This is a genomic window from Janthinobacterium sp. 1L-D-8-B-C4, assembly GCF_057291295.1.
This window is the reverse complement of sequence record NZ_JBXAVX010000002.1, coordinates 587,170-608,067: the sequence shown is the minus strand read 5'-3', so window position 1 is coordinate 608,067 and position 20,898 is coordinate 587,170. Positions and strand designations below refer to the sequence as shown.

General features: G+C 57.5%; 15 protein-coding genes and 2 pseudogenes. 5 read left to right on the top strand and 12 right to left on the bottom strand.

Features of this window, described 5'->3' with window-relative positions; all coding sequences use genetic code 11:
* Nucleotides 1-77: 77 nt before the first annotated feature.
* Nucleotides 78-2,732, bottom strand: a complete 2,655-nt coding sequence (locus AC0Z42_RS05910; RefSeq protein ID WP_485467300.1) for a hypothetical protein — start codon at nt 2,730-2,732, stop codon at nt 78-80.
* Between the two features lie 714 nt (nt 2,733-3,446).
* Between AC0Z42_RS05910 and AC0Z42_RS05905 the strand changes: the two genes are divergently transcribed.
* Together AC0Z42_RS05905 and AC0Z42_RS05900 are read left to right on the top strand one after the other, a co-directional pair.
* Nucleotides 3,447-4,409, top strand: a complete 963-nt coding sequence (locus tag AC0Z42_RS05905; RefSeq protein WP_485467299.1) for a hypothetical protein — start codon at nt 3,447-3,449, stop codon at nt 4,407-4,409.
* A 249-nt stretch (nt 4,410-4,658) separates the two neighbouring features.
* Nucleotides 4,659-4,862: a hypothetical protein gene (locus tag AC0Z42_RS05900; protein WP_485467298.1), complete on the top strand. Its 204-nt coding sequence runs from the start codon at nt 4,659-4,661 to the stop codon at nt 4,860-4,862.
* Here the strand turns inward: AC0Z42_RS05900 and AC0Z42_RS05895 are convergent.
* Entirely contained in the window at nt 4,856-6,163 is a 1,308-nt protein-coding gene (locus AC0Z42_RS05895; RefSeq protein ID WP_485467297.1) for an ATP-binding protein, read from the bottom strand. The two genes, AC0Z42_RS05900 and AC0Z42_RS05895, sit on opposite strands and share 7 nt — an antisense overlap.
* Nucleotides 6,160-6,822, bottom strand: a complete 663-nt coding sequence (locus AC0Z42_RS05890; protein WP_485467321.1) for a response regulator — start codon at nt 6,820-6,822, stop codon at nt 6,160-6,162. The genes AC0Z42_RS05895 and AC0Z42_RS05890 overlap by 4 nt, the downstream gene beginning before the upstream one ends.
* Before the next feature lie 116 nt (nt 6,823-6,938).
* On the opposite strand from AC0Z42_RS05890, the gene AC0Z42_RS05885 reads away from it, so the two are divergent.
* On the top strand, nt 6,939-9,236 hold the full coding sequence (locus AC0Z42_RS05885; RefSeq protein WP_485467296.1) for an FdhF/YdeP family oxidoreductase: 2,298 nt from the start codon (nt 6,939-6,941) through the stop codon (nt 9,234-9,236).
* Here the strand turns inward: AC0Z42_RS05885 and AC0Z42_RS05880 are convergent.
* Both AC0Z42_RS05880 and AC0Z42_RS05875 read right to left on the bottom strand, forming a co-directional pair.
* On the bottom strand, nt 9,220-10,218 hold the full coding sequence (locus AC0Z42_RS05880; protein ID WP_485467295.1) for an alpha/beta hydrolase: 999 nt from the start codon (nt 10,216-10,218) through the stop codon (nt 9,220-9,222). The genes AC0Z42_RS05885 and AC0Z42_RS05880 overlap by 17 nt on opposite strands.
* Before the next feature lie 154 nt (nt 10,219-10,372).
* Nucleotides 10,373-12,166 (bottom strand): YbhB/YbcL family Raf kinase inhibitor-like protein, encoded by a 1,794-nt coding sequence (locus tag AC0Z42_RS05875; protein ID WP_485467294.1) that lies wholly within the window; start codon nt 12,164-12,166, stop codon nt 10,373-10,375.
* Nucleotides 12,167-12,359: 193 nt separating this feature from the next.
* Here AC0Z42_RS05875 and AC0Z42_RS05870 point away from each other — a divergent pair, with 193 nt between their 5' ends.
* The gene (locus AC0Z42_RS05870) at nt 12,360-13,346 is read left to right on the top strand and encodes a YihY/virulence factor BrkB family protein (protein WP_485467293.1); all 987 of its coding nucleotides are present in this window, start codon (nt 12,360-12,362) and stop codon (nt 13,344-13,346) included.
* A 430-nt stretch (nt 13,347-13,776) separates the two neighbouring features.
* Here AC0Z42_RS05870 and AC0Z42_RS05865 read toward each other — a convergent pair.
* From AC0Z42_RS05865 to AC0Z42_RS05850, 4 genes and pseudogenes are all read right to left on the bottom strand, one after another.
* Nucleotides 13,777-14,376: pseudogene (locus AC0Z42_RS05865) on the bottom strand (IS30 family transposase); the annotation flags it as partial.
* A gap of 15 nt (nt 14,377-14,391) precedes the next feature.
* Nucleotides 14,392-15,218, bottom strand: a pseudogene (locus AC0Z42_RS05860) (IS5 family transposase).
* A 44-nt stretch (nt 15,219-15,262) separates the two neighbouring features.
* Nucleotides 15,263-15,604 carry a hypothetical protein gene (locus tag AC0Z42_RS05855; protein ID WP_485467320.1) on the bottom strand — a complete coding sequence of 114 codons (342 nt, stop codon included), beginning with the start codon at nt 15,602-15,604 and terminating at the stop codon, nt 15,263-15,265.
* Between the two features lie 256 nt (nt 15,605-15,860).
* Nucleotides 15,861-17,027 carry a hypothetical protein gene (locus tag AC0Z42_RS05850; RefSeq protein ID WP_485467292.1) on the bottom strand — a complete coding sequence of 389 codons (1,167 nt, stop codon included), beginning with the start codon at nt 17,025-17,027 and terminating at the stop codon, nt 15,861-15,863.
* Nucleotides 17,028-17,315: 288 nt separating this feature from the next.
* Here AC0Z42_RS05850 and AC0Z42_RS05845 point away from each other — a divergent pair, with 288 nt between their 5' ends.
* Nucleotides 17,316-18,158, top strand: coding sequence for a hypothetical protein (locus tag AC0Z42_RS05845; protein WP_485467291.1), 843 nt, complete (start codon nt 17,316-17,318; stop codon nt 18,156-18,158).
* A gap of 231 nt (nt 18,159-18,389) precedes the next feature.
* On the opposite strand, the gene AC0Z42_RS05840 is transcribed toward AC0Z42_RS05845, so the two are convergent.
* From AC0Z42_RS05840 to AC0Z42_RS05830, 3 genes are read right to left on the bottom strand one after another with little or no spacing between them, the layout of a single operon-like run.
* Nucleotides 18,390-18,731: a hypothetical protein gene (locus AC0Z42_RS05840; protein WP_485467290.1), complete on the bottom strand. Its 342-nt coding sequence runs from the start codon at nt 18,729-18,731 to the stop codon at nt 18,390-18,392.
* Between the two features lie 21 nt (nt 18,732-18,752).
* Entirely contained in the window at nt 18,753-20,456 is a 1,704-nt protein-coding gene (locus tag AC0Z42_RS05835) for a putative bifunctional diguanylate cyclase/phosphodiesterase (protein ID WP_485467289.1), read from the bottom strand.
* 29 nt (nt 20,457-20,485) lie between these two features.
* Nucleotides 20,486-20,869: a response regulator transcription factor gene (locus AC0Z42_RS05830; protein ID WP_485467288.1), complete on the bottom strand. Its 384-nt coding sequence runs from the start codon at nt 20,867-20,869 to the stop codon at nt 20,486-20,488.
* Nucleotides 20,870-20,898 lie beyond the last annotated feature (29 nt).

Here is a 20,898-nt window from a genome sequence, read left to right as displayed (position 1 = left end):
ATAGGCTTCGGCGCCGATGAAAGCGTCATACTCGGCAGCTTAGGCTCTCACTAACTGTGGCCTTATAGTTAAACTAGTTATCGAAGAAATTTTGTAAGCCGCGCAGCCTCGCGTCGCACTTCGATAGGCTCGGAACCAAGAAAAGGATCAACTGTCTTCAGTACCTCCCGGGCAGCAGCGATCTGCCCCATTTTTCCTAAAATATGTGCGTGAAGACAACGCATCTCGATCGTGTGACGCACCACTCCAAAACGGTATACAACCTCTGGCAGGGATTCGCTCACAAGCCTCAAGGCTTGCGGAAACTCACCTTTATCTAAATGCTGGTGGACAAGATCAACCCCTACCCGTACGACCGAATCCCATGATCCAGTGATCTCGAAGAGACGAACAGCAATTTTTCGCGGTCCCGTTTGTGGCTTGCGCAATTTCTCTAGGACCCGCGCAAGAACATCATAGCAATCTGCGAGATGTTTGCAATCTGTTCCGTATTCGTCGTTTGCTCGAACCCTTGCCGCGTATAAAGCAGGATTTGACATCAACTCAGTGATATTTATAGATAAGATTGCAATATATTCGGTCACTAGAGTATTAAGTATTTTTTCAGCACTAGCAAATCTCGAAATCTTCCACCATGCAAGCGCTGCGTTGTAAGCAAAAGTTCGACGATATGATGCATTATCGGGCAGCAAGGCTTGTGCTTTGGCAATCATTTTTTGAACTTTGGCTTCCTCGCCTTTAAAAGCCCAATAAATTACGCTTTTTTGGAGGAACACGAGGCGAGATCGGCCATCAGCCAATCCGTTATCGATCAGCACCTCCATCTGCTCTAATAGCGGCGAGACGGTTTCCTCCGGACCATGTCTTTGGCGGTAGTACAGCAGTGCATCCAAGCACTCAAATCGAACTTCAGCCGTCAAGGCAAGGTTATTTGCCCCGCCCTCAAGTACCGGCCACATCTCCGGGAAACCGGCGCCTTCGTGAAATGCCTCTGCGGTGCCTAGCTCTGCCAGTTTAGCTACCTCCTTAAGTTCGATCAACAGTTTTACAAACAGAGGAAAACGCTCCTTTTCGTGATCGTTCTCGAGAGACCGTTCGACCAAATCGAGTAGGAATACCCTGGCATGCCGCCCAGCCATGGGTTCTTCGATCAAATGATCAAGGGCGATCGGGCGCATCGCGTCGTGCACCTTGCTGCGCTGGCTTCCATAGGCCTGCAACAAACCACGGGTGCGGAGTGAACGAAGTTTCCGTACTACGATCAATCGATCGAGCAAGAATGCTTCCCCCACCACACCTGCGATTTCCTCGGCGGTAAGTGGAACATCGGAGAGGCTGGCACATGCAAGTACGTGTTTAGAAGCCTCATCGAGTCCGTTGAATACGACTGTCAAAAGTGTGTGCTGTCTGGTGTCAGTGCTGAGCGACTTACCTTCAAACGCATCGCAGAACGCCGTTAAGTCCCCGTCGTACTCTTTTTTGGCCACGGAGATGGCACTGCGCACGTAAAGCGGAAGACCTCCCGTGAGAACTCGGATCCGCAACGCAGTCGCGATGCTGACCGTGCACTCTTGTGCGGAAGCCTCGTAGCCGATAGAGTCACACCCCCAGCCTTGGAGTGTTTCTGGCTCAACATCCAACGCGGCACTCAGTTGATCCAACTCCGCCGTGGGCTGTGCCAGAAATACGAGTCGCAAATTCTCGATCGCCCCCACAATTGCTCGCGCGTCCTCAACCTGTAATCGATGTGCGTTATCGACTACAACGGTATGAATCTGTTGCTGCGCTTTTAGGGATGTGGCCACCACACTCAGTGCTTCCACGCCCGATAAAGCATCGCTTGCGACTGCATGGCGTCCATCTGGGTTTTTGCTGAGCCAGCGCGCACTAAGTTCTCTTGCAAGTGCACGCGCTATGGACGAGCTGGGAAGGTCCGCCACGTCGAAATAGGCGTGTGGCTGCGCATCCGCCAATGCCGCTTGCGCGGCCCACGACGTTTTTCCTGCACCCGAGAAGCCCATGATCAGCCTAATTCGTGAATCAGTGGCAAGCGGTGGCTCGTTGTCCTGTGGACGGTAGTTGAGTGGCGGAGCCGGAAACTCGTGCACATGCTGCACAAACTGTTCGAGCATCTGGCTCGCCTGTCCGCACGTGATTTCGTGCCGGGCGAAATCGTCGAGTCCCGCAGCCATTTGCATCATAGCGCCTGCCAGGTTTTGAACCAAGACATCTGGTGCAACCATGATGAACGGCAGCATTTCGGCTCTAGCGACACACCAGTTGTACGCCTCCTGGGTATCCGCCCACAACGGCGGCAGTTCCGGGTTGGTATGACCTGGCCGCATGAAGAGAACGTCCGGCGGAAACTCCCCTGCAGCGATACGGCCGCTTAGTCCAGGTGCCGGCTCCCGGTTCAACGCCAGGACAAATTCAGGTTGACCAGTCCTGCCTCCAGAAATGTGTAAAGCGCGATACTGCCCAAATCGCTCCAGTGCTGATTCGATGTGGGAAAAATGTATCAGCGTTTCGCGGGTTTTGACTTGCACATAGAGGTAGCGATCCGTGAACTCCAACTCCAGGTCCTCGTCCACCTCTACCCGCATGCGGGTCCAGCGCAGTTGCCCCACCATAAGCAGGCAGGCTACACAATATAAATGTTGGTAAAGAAAACTTTTGTGTAAAACCTCTATACGGCGCAGCTGCGCCTTGTCGACTACGTTTATATTTTCCATGGTGGGTAGAATTTCGGGCATTTGCAAAAGTGTGAAAGGTATCCGTCGGTTAGTAAAACTGCGATATTAGGAGGCGTTCAGTACAACGGCTACCCACAGGACGTTCGCTCATTATGTCTCATCAGCCTAGGAGCCGCAGTATTATCAACGCGATAGCCCATGCGGCCGGAAACCTCCATGCAGAAGGTGGCAACCTTGTTATGTCGCTGATGGTGGAGGAAGGCATCCATTCGCTGGCGGCAGGATTGCGCGCTGCGCCTCTCCCAAGTCGACATGGCGACGCGCTGCAGCTATCGGTAACGCTCCTGGCTGTTCGGTACCGTGCTGGGCCAGCTCTGCGTAGCGATAGACCACAAGCCATTCCGCACGCTGGCAGGCTCGTTGAACCTCCGCATGCCCTGATATATGAGATTATCCTACCCGAGGCACTTGCCTACATTGCGTAAACGGCATCCGAAGCCATGCAGCGAGTTGCAAGCCGCCAACCGTACCGTAGTGGCGCTGATGCCACGTACGCGCGCCGCCATGTGCCAACCGCACTGATAGCCAAAGGAGAGGAATAGGAATAAGATTAATCATCCACTTCAGATTACATCAAACATCATGCATTTTCTGATCAATTATACTTCCTGCACTATACCAATCGTAGCGCTTCGTGAAAACATCCCTTTTTAAATTTTTAGCGATTACTCCTTCGAAGAAATATCAAAGCCCATGAGCCGCTATCTTGATACTGTCCCCCATCCATGGACTCGTTCGATGATTCAACGTGCCATTATGGACAACTTCACAGACGCTAAAGCAGCTATTGAGAGCATTGCTGGCGGAAAGTTGTGGCGTGAATTGCATGAACTTGAAGATAGCTTATGGATTTTTGAAACCAGCACAACAGATTTACTGGATGAAATCTGCCTTTTTGGAGAACGGAGCAAAAATTCAATATTCTGGCAAAGCAACAATGTAAACCATGCGGAGCTGCATAACCGCGAAGTCAAGAAAAAAGTGTTTTATTGCACTTCTTCGCTTATGGCATTAGTAGAGCATGCGAGGAATTTTGAGCGAAAAACACCGGTACAATGCTACAGTGATCAAATAAAGAAAATATTTTCTACTCCAGGATTGCACGATTTTCTTCAGGGACTACGAAACTACAATACTCATTGGCGAATCGCGCAAACAAATTGGAACATCACGCATAATTTCGACATCAAATCTCGAGATGCTTTTTTCTTAGTATCAAAGGAAGAACTATTGGCTTGGGGTGGATGGTCTAGATCAGCAAAAAATTTTATAGCCAATGTTGAAAATGCAATCAACATATATGAAGTTTTTTCAACTTACCAAAAGCAAGTTCAAGACTTCTATGCTTGGCACAAAGGAGCCGTCCTTAATGAATACGCGTCACTCTTTAAGACCTACCTTGAATACGAGCGACTCTATTCAGGAATTACGAAAGAAATGAGCTGGAATATTATTCTTTCACATACTCCGAAGAATATAAATCCGTTTCAGCATATCGGAAAGTATTTATCAAAAAATCAAATTGAGCGGCTAATGGCATATGAATATCGAAGCGAGGCACAGATCGATGCCTTGATTAGCATGATGGACATGGAGGATTTTTGCAATGCAGCCCTAAAGCAAAAAATCGTTGCTATTTTCCAAGGTTCGACATGACCACATACTTCTTTAGAGGAAATAAATTACAGCTGCAAGTCCGTGCTCTAGACGAAGAGTTTGCCGTCGCTTTTACGGCCGAGGAATCAACCCAACTGAGCGACTAGGCGGTACCTTGTTGAGCCAAGATTATCCGGCATTTTGGTCACTCAACAGGTGAGAACTATGACTTTCGTCAGGATCGAAGAACCGTGCAGCGTCGAGCTCGGAACCGGTGCGTCCGCTGCGCATTAGGGGGCGGCGCAGGCGATGCCGGAAATACTGGCGATGCTGCTGGCGATGCAGGAGCCGCGCCTGACGTGCCAGGAACTGAGCCGCCTTGAAACCATCCTGATCGACGATGGCCAGTATGCGGTGCGGCCCGATGCGCGCAACTTCCTGCGGCAGTGGATAAACAAGCTGCCAAGCGCCGGCTATCCGGCCTTCGACGAGGCCACCTGCAAGGACTATTGAGCGGCAGCCGCAAACCACACCGTCACGCACAGACCCCTGCCCGCGCTGCTCTCGGCCAGTTCGATGCCGGCCTGGTGATGGTCGGCGATATTGCGCACGATGGACAGGCCCAGGCCGCAGCCCCAGGCGTCGTTGCCGTCAGGGCGGTAAAAGCGGTCGAACAGGCGCGCGCGATGCTCTTCCGGCACGCCGGGGCCGTTGTCGCGCACGCGCAGCATGGCGCGCCCGTCGAGGCAGGCGGCTTCAAGGTCCACCGTGCCGCCCGGCTGCGTATAGCGCAAGGCATTGTCGACCAGGTTATTGAGCAGCACCTGCAAGCCGTCCGGGTCGCCTTCGACCAGCACTTGCGCCGGCGTTACCACACCCAGGTCGATCTCGCGGCTGTCGGCCAGCGCGCCATGGTCGGCCACGGCGCCGGCCAGCAACTGCCCCAGGTCCACGGTTTTCAGCTTGTTGGGCGCCAGCGCCGCTTCGTGGCGGGCCAGGCTCAATAACTGGCGCACCAGGTGCGTGCTGCGGTCGAGCCGGTCATGCAGCTTTCTCAGGGCCACGCTGCGCGCCGCGTCGCTGGTGGCCCGTTCGGCCACCTGCAACTGTAATTTGAGCGCCGTCAGCGGCGAGCGCAGTTCGTGCGCCGCGTCGGCAACAAAGGTGCGCTGCGCCGTTATCGCTTCGTCGAATTTTTGCATCAGGCCATTCAGGGCCAGCACCACCGGCCGCAGTTCGGGCGGCATCTGCTGCGTCGGCAACGGCGTCAGCGCATCAGGCGAGCGTCCCGCCACGCTGTCGGCCAGCCGGTCCAGCGGCTGCAGCGAACGCCGCACCACCACCACGATCATCAGCGCCAGCAGCAGCGCGAACACCAGCAGGGGCGAACCGGCGCGCCAGGCCATATTGAGCGCCAGGTGACGCCGCACGTTCATGGTCTGCGCCACCTGCACATAGCGGCCGCGCCGCGTTTCGCCATACAGGCGCCAGCGCAGGCCGTTCACTTTCACCCTGGTAAAGCCGTCCAGTGCGTAGCGCGGCAATTGCGGTTTGCCGGCCGCCGCATACAGCAGCGTGCCGCGCGCATCCCACGACTGCAGCACGAACGCTTCTTCCGGGTCCTGCGGCGACGGGCGGCCCGTATCGGGCGCGAATTCGCCTGGCACAGCCACCGCCAGCTGGCGCAACTGCAGGTCGCCGATTTCATTGGTTTCTTCCAGCAGCGAAAAGTACAGCGCGGCGCCGGCGCCCAGCACGCACAGCAGGGTCGCGCCAAGCAAACCAAGCAGCAGGCGGTGGCGGATGCTGGTCATGGCGCCACCCGGATCTTGTAGCCGACGCCGCGCACCGTCTGGATGAAATCGGCGCCGAACTTCTTGCGCAGCTGGTAGATATAGACATCGACGGTATTGCTTTCCACTTCGCTGTCCCAGCCGTACAGTTTTTCCTCGAACTGGCTCTTGGTGATCACCTTGCCCGGACTGTCGAGCAAGGCGCGCAACACGGAAAACTCGCGCCGCGCCAGCTTCACGGGCACGCCGTCAAACGTCGCCTCGTGGCTGGCCAGGTCCAGCACCAGCCCGCCGTGTTCGATCACCGAGCGCGTATGGCCGCTGCGCCGGCGCAACAAGGCGCGCAGGCGCGCCAGCAGCTCGTCAAGATCGAAAGGCTTGACCAGGTAATCATCGGCGCCCGCGTCCAGGCCCGCGACGCGTGCCGGCGTGCCGTCGCGCGCCGTGATGATCAGCACCGGCAGGTCGGCGCCGCGCTTGCGCGCCGCGCGCAGCACGTCCATGCCCTGCATGCCGGGCAGGCCCAGGTCGAGCAGCATCAGGTCGTACTCGAAACCGTCGAGCGCAAGCTGCGCCTCGCGGCCGTCGCGCACCCAGTCCACCGCATAGCTTTCGCCACGCAGGCCATCGACCAGGCTCTCGCCGATCATCGGATCATCTTCCACCAGCAGCAATCGCACCGCATACCCCTTGTTTGTCAGTACCGCCATCTTACCCCTACTGTTAAGCGCAGCACAGAGCCGGGCCGCAATCGCACGTACCGTTCGGTCGATAACCAATTACTGTGGAGCCCGCCATGAGCAACGCCAGCCATCCCGAACCCTATCCCCACCCTGCTGGCGGCTGGGGATCCGTCAAGGAAGTGGGCGCCGCGCTGCTGACTGAAGGCGTACTGTTCAAGGGTGGCAGCTTGATGTTGCACCAGAATAAGACCGACGGCTATGCCTGCGTCAGCTGCGCCTGGGCCAAGCCGGCCACCCCGCACCCGTTCGAATTTTGCGAAAGCGGCGCCAAGGCCACGGCCTGGGAAATCACCAGCAAGAAGATCGGCAGCGACTTTTTCAGTCAGCACACGCTGAAGGACTTGCGCAGCTGGACCGACCATGAACTGGAAAGCGTGGGCCGGCTGACGGTGCCGATGCGCTGGGATGCGGCAAGCGACCGTTATGTGGAAACCAGCTGGGAAACGGCGTTTGCCGAAATCGGCGCCGAATTGCGCGCCATGGCACCAGCGAGCGTGGTGTTCTACAGTTCCGGACGCGCCTCGCTGGAAACCTCGTATATGTATCAACTGGCGGCGCGCATGTACGGCAATAACAACCTGCCCGACAGTTCCAACATGTGCCACGAAAGCACCTCGGTGGCGCTACCGAAGACCATCGGCGTGCCGATCGGCACCGTGGTACTGGACGACTTCGAACAAACCGACTGTATCTTTTTCTTTGGCCAGAACGTGGGCACCAACAGCCCGCGCATGCTGCACCAGTTGCAAGCGGCGCGCCAGCGCGGCGTGCCGGTGATCACTTTCAATCCGCTGCGGGAAACCGGTTTGCTGCACTTTGCCAATCCGCAGTCACCTGCAGAGATGCTGAGCACCGCCGAAACCCGGATCACCACCCAGTATTTGCAGGTGAAGGCGGGCGGCGACAGCGCGGCCCTGATGGGCTTGTGCAAGGCATTGGTCGAGGCCGACGATGCGGCGCAGGCAAACGGTGCGCCGCGCGTGCTGGACGCGGCATTTTTGGCCGAACATACCTCGGGTTTCGAGGACTTTGCCGCTGCGGTGCGCGCCACCTCGTGGCCCGACATCGAACGCGAGTCAAGCCTGGGCCGCGCCGACCTGGAAACGGCGGCGCAAACCTATGCACGCAGCGAGCGTGTGATCGGCGTCTACGGCATGGGCCTGACCCAGCACCGCCATGGCGTGCAGAACGTGCAGATGCTGTCGAATTTCCTGCTTTTGCGCGGCAATATCGGCAAACCGGGCGCCGGCATCTGCCCGGTGCGCGGCCACTCGAACGTGCAGGGCCAGCGCACGGTCGGCATCACGGAAAAACCGGAACTGGCGCCGCTCGATCAATTGAAAAAACAATATGGCTTCGAGCCGCCACGCAGCAAGGGCCTGAACACCGTTACCGCCTGCGAAGGCCTGCTCAATGGCTCGGTGCAGGCTTTCATCAGCCTGGGTGGCAATTTCCTGCGCGCTGCGCCCGACACCGATGTGCTGGAACCGGCCTGGAACAAGCTGCGCCTGTCGGTGCAGATCGCCACCAAGCTCAATCGCAGCCACCTGGTGCCGGGCGCGGTATGCTACCTGCTGCCCTGCCTGGGGCGCATCGAGATCGACCGCCAGGCCAGCGGCGAGCAGGCCGTCTCGGTCGAGGACAGCACCGGCTGCATGCACGGCTCGCGCGGCCGCGCCGAACCGGCCGCCGCCACCTTGCGCTCGGAGCCGGCGATCGTCGCTGCTCTCGCGCGCGCCATGCTGCCGCCGGAGCGCTTTGCGCTGGCGCCATGGGACGCCTGGGTGGCCGACTATGCCACAGTGCGCGAGGCGATTGCCACCACGTACCCCCAGATCTTCCACGACTTCAATACGCGCATGTGGCAGCCTGGCGGTTTCCGCCGGCCCGTGCCCGCCGCGCAGCGCGTGTGGAAAACGCCGAACGGCCTGGCCAATTTCATCACCCCCGGCACCTTGCTGGAAGATCCGGACCAGGCGCAGCCGGGCGGCGATGTGCTGCGCCTGTTTACCATCCGCAGCGACAGCCAGTTCAATACCACCATCTACAATGAGGACGACCGTTTTCGCGGCGTCTATGGCTCGCGTCGCGTGCTGCTGGTCAACGCCATCGACATCAGCCGCCTGGGTTTCGCGGAAGGCGCGCTGGTCGACGTGCATGGCGTGGCGCCGGACGGCGTCGAACGCCGCGTACACGGCCTGCGCCTGGTGGCCTACGACGTGCCGCCGGGCTGCATCGCCGGCTACTACCCCGAGTGCAACCCGCTGCTGCCGTTGGCCCACCATGCTCTGGAAAGCATGGTGCCGGCGGGGAAATCGATTGCGGTGAGGCTGGTCAAGGCAGCGTCCTGAAGGCGCCGATCCGCTGATTGATACGCGCATTGATCCACGCATGTGTCCTCGCCTGCACCTGGCGCGCCAGTTCGATCGGAAAGCGGATAAAGCCATGCGCCCCTTCCGGCACCAGATGCGCTTCGACGGCGGCCACTTCGCGCCAGCGCTGCGCCATCAACATCGTGTCGTCGCGCAGCGGATCGCGTTCGCCGGCGAACATCAATGCGGGCGGCATGCCGGCCAGGTCGCCATACAGCGGCGATATCGGCGCCTGGCGCCGCTGCTGCTGGTCAAGGCCCGGCGTCAGCAAGCGCATGGAGCTGACCATGCTGGGGCCATGCAGCACCAGCGTGTCGCTGCCTGCCGCATGCACGCTGGGCGTGCCCGCCAGGTCATACACGCCGTAGTACAGCACCGCGCCATCGATGCGCGCCAGCAGCTGCGGCCACTGTTTGAGGCGCAGCAAGGTCGCCGCCGCCAGGTGGCCGCCTGCCGATTCGCCCAGCACATACACGGGCAGCCCTGCAAACTGGCCATCGAGCAGCCAGCGCGCCGCTGCCAGGCAGTCGTCCAGCATGGCCTGCAGCGTGTGCGCTGGCATCAGCCGGTAGTCGACCGAAACCACCGCCACGTCGCACGCTGCCACCAGGGCCAGGTTCAGCGCATCGTTCATCTGCGCATTGCCGATCACCCAGCCGCCGCCATGGAAATCAAGCACCACGGCGCGCGCGGGGCGTGCACCGCGCAAGATACGCACCGGCACGCCCAGGCCAGCGACTTCTGCCATCGTGCGCTCGACCCCGATGCCGGCCCTGGCCAGCTTGCGCGTGCCGGTCAGCTGGGACAGATGCAGCAGCGACTGGATCAGCAGCGGCATCACGCGGTTGCGTATGCGAAAGCGCGGCGCCCGGTTCAGCTGGCGGTTGAAGCGGCGCGCCTGCGCCAGTGCGGCCTGGTCGAACGCCATTCCAGCACCCTGCTCTGTTTCTGAAAAAGGCATGCCCGCTCCCGCTCTGCTCATCTGTAAAACCATACTGTAGCAAGTAGCCGGTTTTCCGTGCGTACGCCTGTGCAGCGCAAAAAAAATCCGCCACGGGTATGCGCCGTGGCGGCAAACGATCCGGACGTGGCCGGACCAGGAGACACTGTCAGCATTATTTCAGCGGCGGGCGCACCTGCTGGTAGCGCCCGACGACTTCGCCCTTGGCCAGTACATGGCCCCTCATCGCCTGCAGCAGCTGGTCGCGGTCGGCGCCAAAGGACAGCGCCAGCACCGTGTCGAGCGCGAATACCTGGAAGTGGTAATGGTGGGCCGGATCGCCCACCGGCGGGCGCGGGCCGTAATAGCCGATCGAGCCGCGCGTGGTGCGGCCCTGCAGCACGCCTTCGGGGTCGGTCAGGCGCGGCTGCTCCTGCACCCCTTCGGGCAGGCTGGTCACGCCGGCCGGGATATTCCAGGCCAGCCAGTGCACGAACGGCTTTTGCGGCGCATCGGGGTCTTCCATGATCAGGGCGTAGGACCTGGCGCCCGGCACTGGCGCCCAGGCCAGCGGCGGCGAGACGCCATCGGCATATTCGCTGTAGTTGGGTGCCAGCATGGCGTTGCTGGCAAAGGCGCTGCTGCTCACTGCCAGTTTTGCGCCACCGGCACTTTCTGGCCGCACCAGCGCCAGCGGCACGTTCGTGCCTTGCGCGGCCTGCTGCTGCATCGGCCCGGCCGGCGCCTGCGCCAGCATCGCGCCACGCGCCGCGCCGCCGGCATAGGCAATCCGGTACAACACGCCGTTGGCGTCGTCAGCCATCAGCAGCGAGCCATCTTTTGTCATCGCCAGCCCGACCGGGCGCGCGATATGGGTCTTGCCGCCGTCCGTCAGGAAGCCGCTCACGAACGGTTCGACCGACTGCGCCTGGCCATCGGCAAAGCGCACCCGCACGATTTCATAGCCGGACGGCGTACTGCGGTTCCACGAGCCGCGCATGGTGACAAACGCGTCGCCCTGGTATTCTGCCGGAAAGTTCGCGCCGCGGTAGAACAGCAGCTGCATCGGCGCCGCATGGGCCGTGTAGCCCAGCACGGCAGGCGTACTGCGCGCCTTCCACTCTTCCTTGCTGATCTCGCCCGGCGGCGTGCTTTGCGGGTAGATGCTGCCGGCGCCATACACATGCGGCCAGCCGTACTGCTTGCCCAGTTCGATCTTGTTCAGCTCTTCCTGCTGCTCGTCGTCGCCCAGGTAATCGATGCCGTGGTCCATGCCCCACAACTCGCCCGTGCGCGGCTGCCAGTCGAAGCCGATCATATTGCGCAAGCCGCTGGCGAAAATCATGCGCTGCTTGCCGTCGGGCGAGGCGCGCAGCAAGCTGGCGTTTTCAGGGTTGCTTTCGTTGCAGGTGTTACAGGTGGAACCGGCGCTGATATACAGCATGCCATCGGGGCCGAACGCCAGCGTACGGTTGGCGTGCTGGCCCGCATCGGGCAGGTCGCCGATGATCAGTTTCAAAGGCGACAGCCTGCCATCGGGCAGGATGTCAGCGACGAATACTTCCTTCACGGTGGCCAGGTACAGCTTGCCGTCGCGGATCGCCAGGCCGTGCGCGCCGGCGCGGCTGGCTACCTTCACGGGCGCGCCATCGGGCCGGCCATCGCCGTTGGCGTCCCTGAACATCAGCACATCGCCCTGGTCGCGGCGGCTGACATAGATCGTGCCATCGGGCGCGACGGCCACGATGCGGATGTTTTTCAGGCCCGAGGCAAACACCGAGACGGCAAAGCCGGGCGGCGCCTTGATGCCGGCCATGCGCGCGGGCGTCGCCTCCACCTTGTCGGGCTTGACGATGGCGGCGGCAATGCCGACATGGGTGCCATCGCCCTGCTGGGCGTATGCGGTATTGAACAGCAAAGCAACAGTGCCGGCGATGATGGGCATGGTACGGGGAAAAAGAATTCGCATGGTGGGCCTCTTGTATGAACTGCCAGTGTCAGTGAGCGACATGGCCGTCTCTGTACGGCATCTAACCGAGCGGCCATCGCCGCCGATCGTGCGCCAACTTGCCCCTTGCGTGCGCACGCGCACTGAAGAAGCGTATGAAAAGCGCAACATGGCAACATGCTTCATCTTGTTGACTTGCCATAGGAACAGACAATTGGAAACTACCACTCGCCAGCAACACGATCAACACGATGGCGTGGCCGAGCGCCGGGCCGCCATCGCCAGCCGCGTCAAACAGGGCGGCTGGTCGTCCTATCTGTATGCGCTGGCGCAACTGGCGCGTGCCGCGGCCGACGCCTGGCTGGGCCGGCGTGCTTCCAGCAAGGGGGCCGCGCTGACCTTGTACGTGCTGTTTTCGCTGGCGCCAATGCTGATCCTGGTGGTGGCGCTGGCCAGCATCTTCTTTGACGAAAACGCCGTGCGCACCGCCCTGCTGACGGAACTGGGCGGCCTGACCGGCGCCCAGGGCGGCGACGCCTTGAAAGCCATCATTGCCGGCGCCAAGCGCGCGGACGAGGGCCTTGCCGCGAGCATCATCTCCGGCGTGATCGTGCTGGTGACGGCCACCAGCGCGTTTGCGGAACTGAAAGAAAGCCTGGACGAACTGTGGCAGATCCCGCCCTCGGAAGGCTCGGGCGTATGGCTGTTCGTAAAGGAGCGCATCCTGTCGTTCGGCCTGCTGCTGGTGCTGGCCCTGATGCTGATGATGACCCTGGCCGTCAACGCCGGCCTGGCGGCGCTGCAAGGCAGTTGGGTCGACCCGACCGACCCGGGCAAGCTGCTGCAATATGCGCTGGCCGGCCTGTCGATGGTAATCGTCACCGTCATCTTCGCCTTCATCTACAAATACCTGCCGGCCACGCCGATCGCCTGGGGCGACGTGATCGTCGGCGCCATCCTGACGGCCATCCTGTTCATGGGCGGCAAGGTGCTGATCGGCCTGTACCTGGGCCACGGCGACTTCGGCAATGCCTATGGCGCGGCCGGCTCCATCGTCGCGCTGATCACCTGGATCTATTATTCGGCGCAGATCTTCTTCTTTGGCGCCTTGTTTACGCATGAATATGCGATGACGTTGGGCAGCCGGCGGCAGCGCGCTTCCGTCACGCAACCGCCGGGCCAGTCGCGCAACCCCGGGTAAAGCTGGTTTGTCTGTCGCGCGGAAAATCATTCGGCAGCAGCGGCGCGATCAGGCGCCGCTCTTTATTTTGCACATCCGTGGGATCGCCACGTTTGAGCGTGGTCCTCCCCCTCAGCAGCAGCGGTCTTCCATCATCAAGAAGTTTTACTACATATCAGCTTGCAACACAGTTCCCTGAAGGGGCCACTGTTTAGTGAACTTGTAAAGCACCCGGCGACTGTCAGATGGCCGCAATAACTCTAGATTTTGTATTGCATAGGCGAACAAGGCGTCTCGCTCGTATTCCAGTTTCAGAACACATGCGTCCTTTGGTTCACGTGCCACTATAACAAGTTGATCACCTGATTGAAGTGAGACTTCCTCCCCCCAAGGCTCGGCGGTTTCAAAGAACAAGCACAACGCTTGGTTAATTAACAGTGGTGGTTGATGCTCATAGCAACGTGATGTGCTGAGTATAAAGGACGATTGGCGATTCATAATTGAGGCGAGAATGCAACCAGGTATTGAGCGAGAGCGCGACGGCGTCGAGTTCGTCTTGGAGGTAAATCCACAGTTCCGAACCCTTTGGCATACATTGGCGTAGCAGGTCATTTGTGTTCTCTTTGGAACCGCGTTGCCAAAGGCTGTGCGGGTCAGCGAAATAGATGTGGATGCCGGTACGTTCGATCAGTATTTTACGGACACATCTCGCGGCCTTGGCCGTAAGTCATGGTCTTGCGAATGGCCGTTGGTTCACGGTTGAGTACGCCTGAGAAGTCGTCCACGACGACCTTGGTGACAGCGTTATCCATATTTGTCAAGACCATGAATCCGGTGGTGCGTTCGGCTAGTGTGCCGACCGATGAGCGGTTGACAGTGCCTTTGATCACGTTGCGCTCCCAGCGCCCCGGATGAGGCGATCTTCGATCTCTGGACGCCGGATATGGATGCTCTGCATATCGGGAATCTGGTTGCGGCGGTGGGTACCGCGACTGCATGGTTTGCGTACTTAATTGTCGTGGCACAGGCAGGCGATCAGCTCACGCCTAAGAGACGGTTTAATAACTTAGCGGAAATTTAGTCGATGGAGCAGCAACGATCCCATGGCTAGGTAAATCATATTTTCCGAAACATCAATCCGCTGCTCATATTCCCGCACCATGCGTCGGTAACGCATCAGCCATGCAAACGTTCGCTCGACCACCCAGCGCCGTGGCTGAACAGCGAAACCTTGCTGCCCCTGCAGGCGCCGCACGATTTCACTGTAAAGTCGAGGAACTCGGCCTTGTCCATCAACTGTCTGCGGTCATATGCAGCATCCCCAAACAGATGCTTTACCCAAGGCCAGCGCTTGATCAAGCCGTCGAGCACCATCTGAGCACCAGTGGAGTCGGCGATATCAGCTGGCGTCAGGTTCATCGCCAGCAAGCGACCATCCGTGTCGACCGCGATATGGCGTTTGCGCCGGCTGAGTTTCTTGTTGGCGTCATAGCCTCTCGTTCGTGCCCCTGGCGCTTTCACGCTTTGGCTATCGACAAGACCGGCACTCGGCAGCACCTCCCGCTCATTGCACAAGCGATCAAGCATCAGTGCCAGGTCATGAATGGTGCGAAACAGCATGCGCCGCATCAGCCGCCGGAACCAGTAATAGACTGTCTGATACGGAGGGAAATCATTGGGCAGCATGCGCCACTCGCATCCAGACCGCACCATATAGCGCAGCGCATTGATCACTGCGCGCAGATCCGTCTTGCGAGGTCTTCCCGTCTTTGCTTGCTTCGGCAGCAGCGGTGCGATCAGACGCCACTCTTCATCTTTCACATCTGTAGGATAACCACGTTTGAGCGAAGTCCTTACCTGTTGATGCTTGCTACGATTCTCTTGCGTCCACATGCCAGCTACTCCAAAACGTCAAAGACGCTTTGACACAAAAGTTGCTATGAAGTTTTTAAACGGTCACTAAGTTCACCACGTGGATGCAAATAAACCACGTTGAAGATGGTCTGGTGGCACACGAATTTCTCAGGGTTGTTGGGCCACAGGGTGTGCAGTTTGCGGGCAATCTTTTGTGGTGAAGAGCGCAGACTGAGTTGGTGCCAAACGACTTTAAATAGCACGCTATAGACGTCCAGTTTGGCCACACGCCGCATCGCGATTGGTAGGGACTGACTTTGCAGATGGTCCGCGTTGGCGTTGTAGGCGACCGCTCTGGTGGTGAGTTTCAGTTCGTAGCCGATAGTGCTCGCGGAACGGCAAAGGCGTTTAGCAATGGACCGGATAGAACACTGTCATCGTGCATGGCAATGACCACGCCAACTCTTGGGTAGTTTAATGTTTATAGCTGTTCGACATGCCGACATTTTAAATGACAAAGGTGTTGCACTTGATCCTTGAGAACGCCCTCTCCATATGTCTGAAAATATGATTTGCATGGCGATAAGATAAAATCGAATCAAATAAATTTCCACCACTTTATTAATGCTCACCTCGACAATAAAAAATCTCTCCGGAAATCCATCCCGATCCAATTATAATTCATTTTTCATCACACCCATACATATTAAGAAGAAATTTAAGATTAGACGATGTGGCATCATAGAGCTGTCTTGAAACTAAAGCTCCATCGGGATGATTCTGAATAGGGCAATCGTTCTCGACATCATAAAAATTATGAGTTATCTCCATTGGCCATGAAATACTGGGATCAAGAGGATTATCAGCATAAGGGTTATAATATATATGCAATCCATCAAAATGGGTTTCACGATGATACTCGGAATTATAAATATGCACATCAGAGCCGGCCACAACATCGCCAAATAAAAATCTAGTAGTAATTAAAAAATTTGAAACCCCAAATTTAAATCTTACTATACCCAGATTTTTCATCCCTTGGCTTCGCATAAATTGATTTTTATCAAATGTTCTAAACCTCGTCGCCCTTACTATTTTCTCGATACGACTCTCCACAACTGCTTTACCGAAAGTGCCTGTCGTTGAGAAAATTATGGCGCTAATTTCCTTGTAAGAGTCATTTGTGAATATCCCTACTCCAATTAATGCTCCTGATGGCTTTTTAATCAAAGAAATTTTCTCTTGCTTTCCAGTTTTCAACGCATCTGCGTCTGGAGGCTCGATACCGAAAAGTACACGATTTATTACTTCATTATTTTGCATCAGAGATAGATCACTATCGAATGGAGCAATTGCAACGACAAATGGTCTGTCGCGAACATGATCTAGCGATGAGTAAGGAGTCTTTTTTCCATTGACTCCGGAAAATAAATCTTTTTTATCCTTTATCTTTCCAGCAAGTTTAATGGTGCAGTAATCTTTATATTCAAATTCGCTTATTTGGTTCGACCTCGCCAAAGAGGTAGACGGAAGATCAGACACCACCGCCTCAATAGTGAAATTATATCCCCCTGATGTAGTCACGCAAAAATCTGGACTAGCCTTGCTGTAATCGAATGAAAAACCCATTTCAATAAATGTTTTATTGAGATAAAGCTCCCAAAATGCCGAATTAAATGTCGACTGAAACTCATTTATAAATTTAGTTTTCTCGCCACTCCTTTCCAACAACCCACTTCCCCATGACTGAATTACATCTTTTACTGGCGCATATTTAGGGTTACTGCAAATCTCTTTGAAAGATGCATGAAGTTTGTCCTGCGGCATATTTATATCAAAAAGTTTCATCACCCTCATCTCATTTTCGGACATTAAATTCAAAAAATAAATATTAAAAATATATTTTATTTAATTCTTTATAAATAAAAATTATATATTTTAAAATTTTATCAGATTTATGAAATTATTAAAAATAAATTAAGCCCACGCCCCCCCCAACTCCACGCTGGTGACGGTGTGGACAATAATAGCATACGCTCAGTGAAGTTTATTTCGCCACCATTGTACCAAAATCATTTAAAATAAGAGTTAGTGTACTATGATTATTACTTATCGCCACATAAAAGGCAAATAACTATGGATGAAAAAATCAGGCTTGCAGTCGCATGTGACATGTCCAAAGACAAAGCAACGATCGACCGTTGGATGGCAGCTGGCGGACGCAGGGCGATTCAAACAGCAATCGATGCCGAGATTGCCAATTCAGTAATTGATCTTGACGTTTTACCCAATCAAGACGTGAGCGACGTGGTTGCTGTTCTCGCATCTGGTACACCGGAAAGATTGAGATTCGACGTCCCAATTCGCGCGGTCTTAACATTGTTAGGAACGCGCGGCCCAAGCGAAGAAGTGGGCACTTGGCGCAACCTCTTCAGCTCAATACACGCAGTTGGATGGGAGGAAAGCCATTTCTCTTATTTTGACCGCCCCATCGCCGACGCGAAGTTTTTGGCCCCCGGTGCCAAAGGCGAACTTACAATGGTCGCTACAGGCGGCATCGTACAGGTTTCCAATGCTGGACATCGTATGATAGCTAGCGCATGCTGGCTTGGTGCCCGCGATGGTGAGCGGGCACTGTTACGCAAGGTGAACATCCTTTTTACTCTAATTAACCCTTTGGCAAAGCAGCTGATAAAGGTACTCCATCGACAAGGGTACGCGTTCGAGGTCGCAGCATGCGCGAATCATTCATCTACGTCACCGAATTTCAAGATACGTGCACTCAAAGAATCGACCACAAAAGAGTTTCACGTGATAGAAGCATCGATCTTAGAAAACATCCCCCAGGCCAGAGGCTTCTTTAGCAGATTCAAACGCGGTGAGACTCCTACAACCGAGAACTGGCTGCCACTCCATACACGCATAGTCCACGCGCTCATCGATGACAACTGGATGCCCGAATATTGCCGTGCTCGTTAGACGGCCAAGAATTCAATTTTCTCTTTGCGCGTACGAGGCTGAAAACAAGAACAGTCCAGACAATTGATCCGCAGCCCTTCCAGTATTGGACCTCGTTTAAAGAGGGTACCTCAACTTGGAAATACCGACGCCTTTGAGCCTCCCGGCTGAGCTGATCATATCTAAATAACCGCAACGCCTTGCTGATTCAATCGATCATCGAAGCACTTCTGCGCCAGTAGGCAGGCGCACTCAGGCATTGCTGACGGCATAGCGCGACATGTCGCTGCCGCCGCCCTGCCACAGCGCCAGGAACGATTCACAGACATGGCGCGTAAGCGATGGGCGGCGGCGCGACTTGCGCCAGAATTCGTAGCGGCCCTTGAAGACATAGCCGTCGTTGAAAGTCACTTCGAAGTCGATGTCGACCTGGTCGCCGGCGCCGTGCACCCACGATCCCAGCAGGCGGTCGGCTTCGCGAAAGGCGCCCAGTACGGCGCTTTGCTGGTTCTGCCGGCCGATGCGGATACGCGCCACTTCGATCTTTTCATCGTGGTCGTCGTCCATGGCTGATGATGGCGATTGCATGTTCATGGTGTCTGTTCCTTTCATGGTTTATGCGGCTTGTTGCTGTTGACTGTCTTGTAAAAACCGGCTGGCCGCCATCGCTGGCAATGGCCGGCTGTAGTGGTAACCCTGTATCTGGTCGCACTGCCAGCCGCACAGCAGGCTGCGCTGTTCGTCCGTTTCCACCCCTTCGGCGATTACCGACAGGCCCAGGCTATGGCCCAGGCCGATCGTGGCCTGCACGATGGCGCGCTGTTCGCCGACGCTGGCCATATTGCGCACGAACGACTGGTCGATCTTGAGCTTGTCGATCGGGAAGCGGGACAGGTATGCCAGGCTGGAATAGCCGGTGCCGAAGTCGTCGATGGCCAGGCGCAAGCCCAGCGCGCGCAGTCGCTTGAGCAAGGCAATCGCGGCCTCCGCGTCTTCCATCACCACGCCTTCGGTAATTTCAAGTTCCAGCAGCTTTGGCTCGACGCCGTTCTTGGCCAGCAGCGTTTCCAGATGCGTCAGGAAACCGGGTGCGGCGAACTGGCGCGGCGAGATATTGACGGCCACCGGCACGGCCAGGCCCTGCTCCTGCCAGGCCTGCAGCTGGCGGCACGCTTCTTCCAGCACCCAGTCGCCGATCGGCACGATCAGGCCGGACTCTTCGGCCAGGGGAATGAACTGGTCGGGCGGTACCAGCACGCCATCGCGGCGCCAGCGCAGCAGCGCTTCGAAACCCACCAGAGCGTCGTCGGCGAGCGCCTGCTGCGGCTGGTAATGCAGTTCCAGCTCGCCGCGTTCGACGGCGTGGCGCAGGGCCGCTTCGGTGGCGATGCGCTGCGCGGCCTGGGCGTTGATCTCTTCCGAGTAATGCACCAGGGTGTCGCCGCCGGCGCGTCGCGCCAGTTGCAGCGCCGCGTCGGCATTCCTCAGCAGCGCTTCCGGTTCGCGGCCATGCAGCGGGTAGCTGACGGCGCCCAGGCTCAGGCTGGTGAAGATTTCATGGCCCTGCCAGCTGTAGGGCACGCCCACTTCATCGCGCAGGGCCGACACGGCTGCCTCGAATTCGGCGCTTTCGCGCGGCCACTGGTACAGGATGGCGAAGTTGGCGCCGTCGAGGCGGTACACTTCGCCGCCGCTGCACTCGGCGGCCTGGCGCATGCGCCCCAGCAGCCCCACGATCATGTGGTCGCCAAAGCTGTGGCCCAGGCCGCCGACGATGCGCGTGAAGCGGTCGATGGTACCGAGCACCACCGCGTGCGGCCTGGCCGGCAGGCCGCGCAGGCGCGTTTCGAACGAGCGCCGGTGGGCAAGCCCTGTAAGCGGATCATGGCCAGCCTGGTGAACCAATTGCTGCTCGACCCGGTAGCGGGCGCGCACGTGGTACAGCAAAAAGCCGCTGCTCAGCAACGCCAGCAGGTCGAACAGGTGCACCAGGCGCGTGATGCCCATGGCATTTTTCACGGCCGCCTCGCCGTCTGCATGGAGCGTCTGCCGCACGCTATCACCGGACTGCGTTTGCTCCAGCAAGGGTCCGATGCTGTTACTGATGCCGCTGCTGGCGCGCTCCATCACCACCGACAGGCCGATACTGGCGGCGATCACCAGCATCAGCAAGGTATATACCGACCAGCGCGCAAACGGCAGGCGCAGCTGCCGCACGCGCTGCACACCCAGGCGCAACAACGCGGCCAGACGGCGCGCAATCGGATTAAAACCGGACAACGAGGGCAAGGTGTCGGTATGGTGGAAAACAGTACGCATGGCGGGTTCCTGGCGTGGTGACTCGGGCGTTACAGTTCTTTGCAGGCCTGGCGGATGCAGCGCACCAGGTCGTTCGATTGAAACGGTTTACTCAGAAAGCACGAGGCACCAGACTGCAGCACGCGCAGGCGCACGGCCGGCTCGGGAAACGCGGTGATCATGATTAACGGCGTGGCGCTGCCCTGCCGGCGCAATTGCTCCAGCAGTTCGATGCCGCTCATGCCCGGCATTTGCAGGTCGCTGACGATGCACTGGTAGGTATCCAGTGAGTCGCCAGCCAGCAGGCTTTCGGCGGAATCGAAACAGGTGGTCAGGTAGCCATACGAGCGCAGCAGGCTACCGAGCGCGCTGCGCACGGATTCATGGTCATCGACGATGGCGATATGGACATTATTGGTAACGGACTCGGACACTGCAAACTCCCTGGTATCGGTGGCGTCAA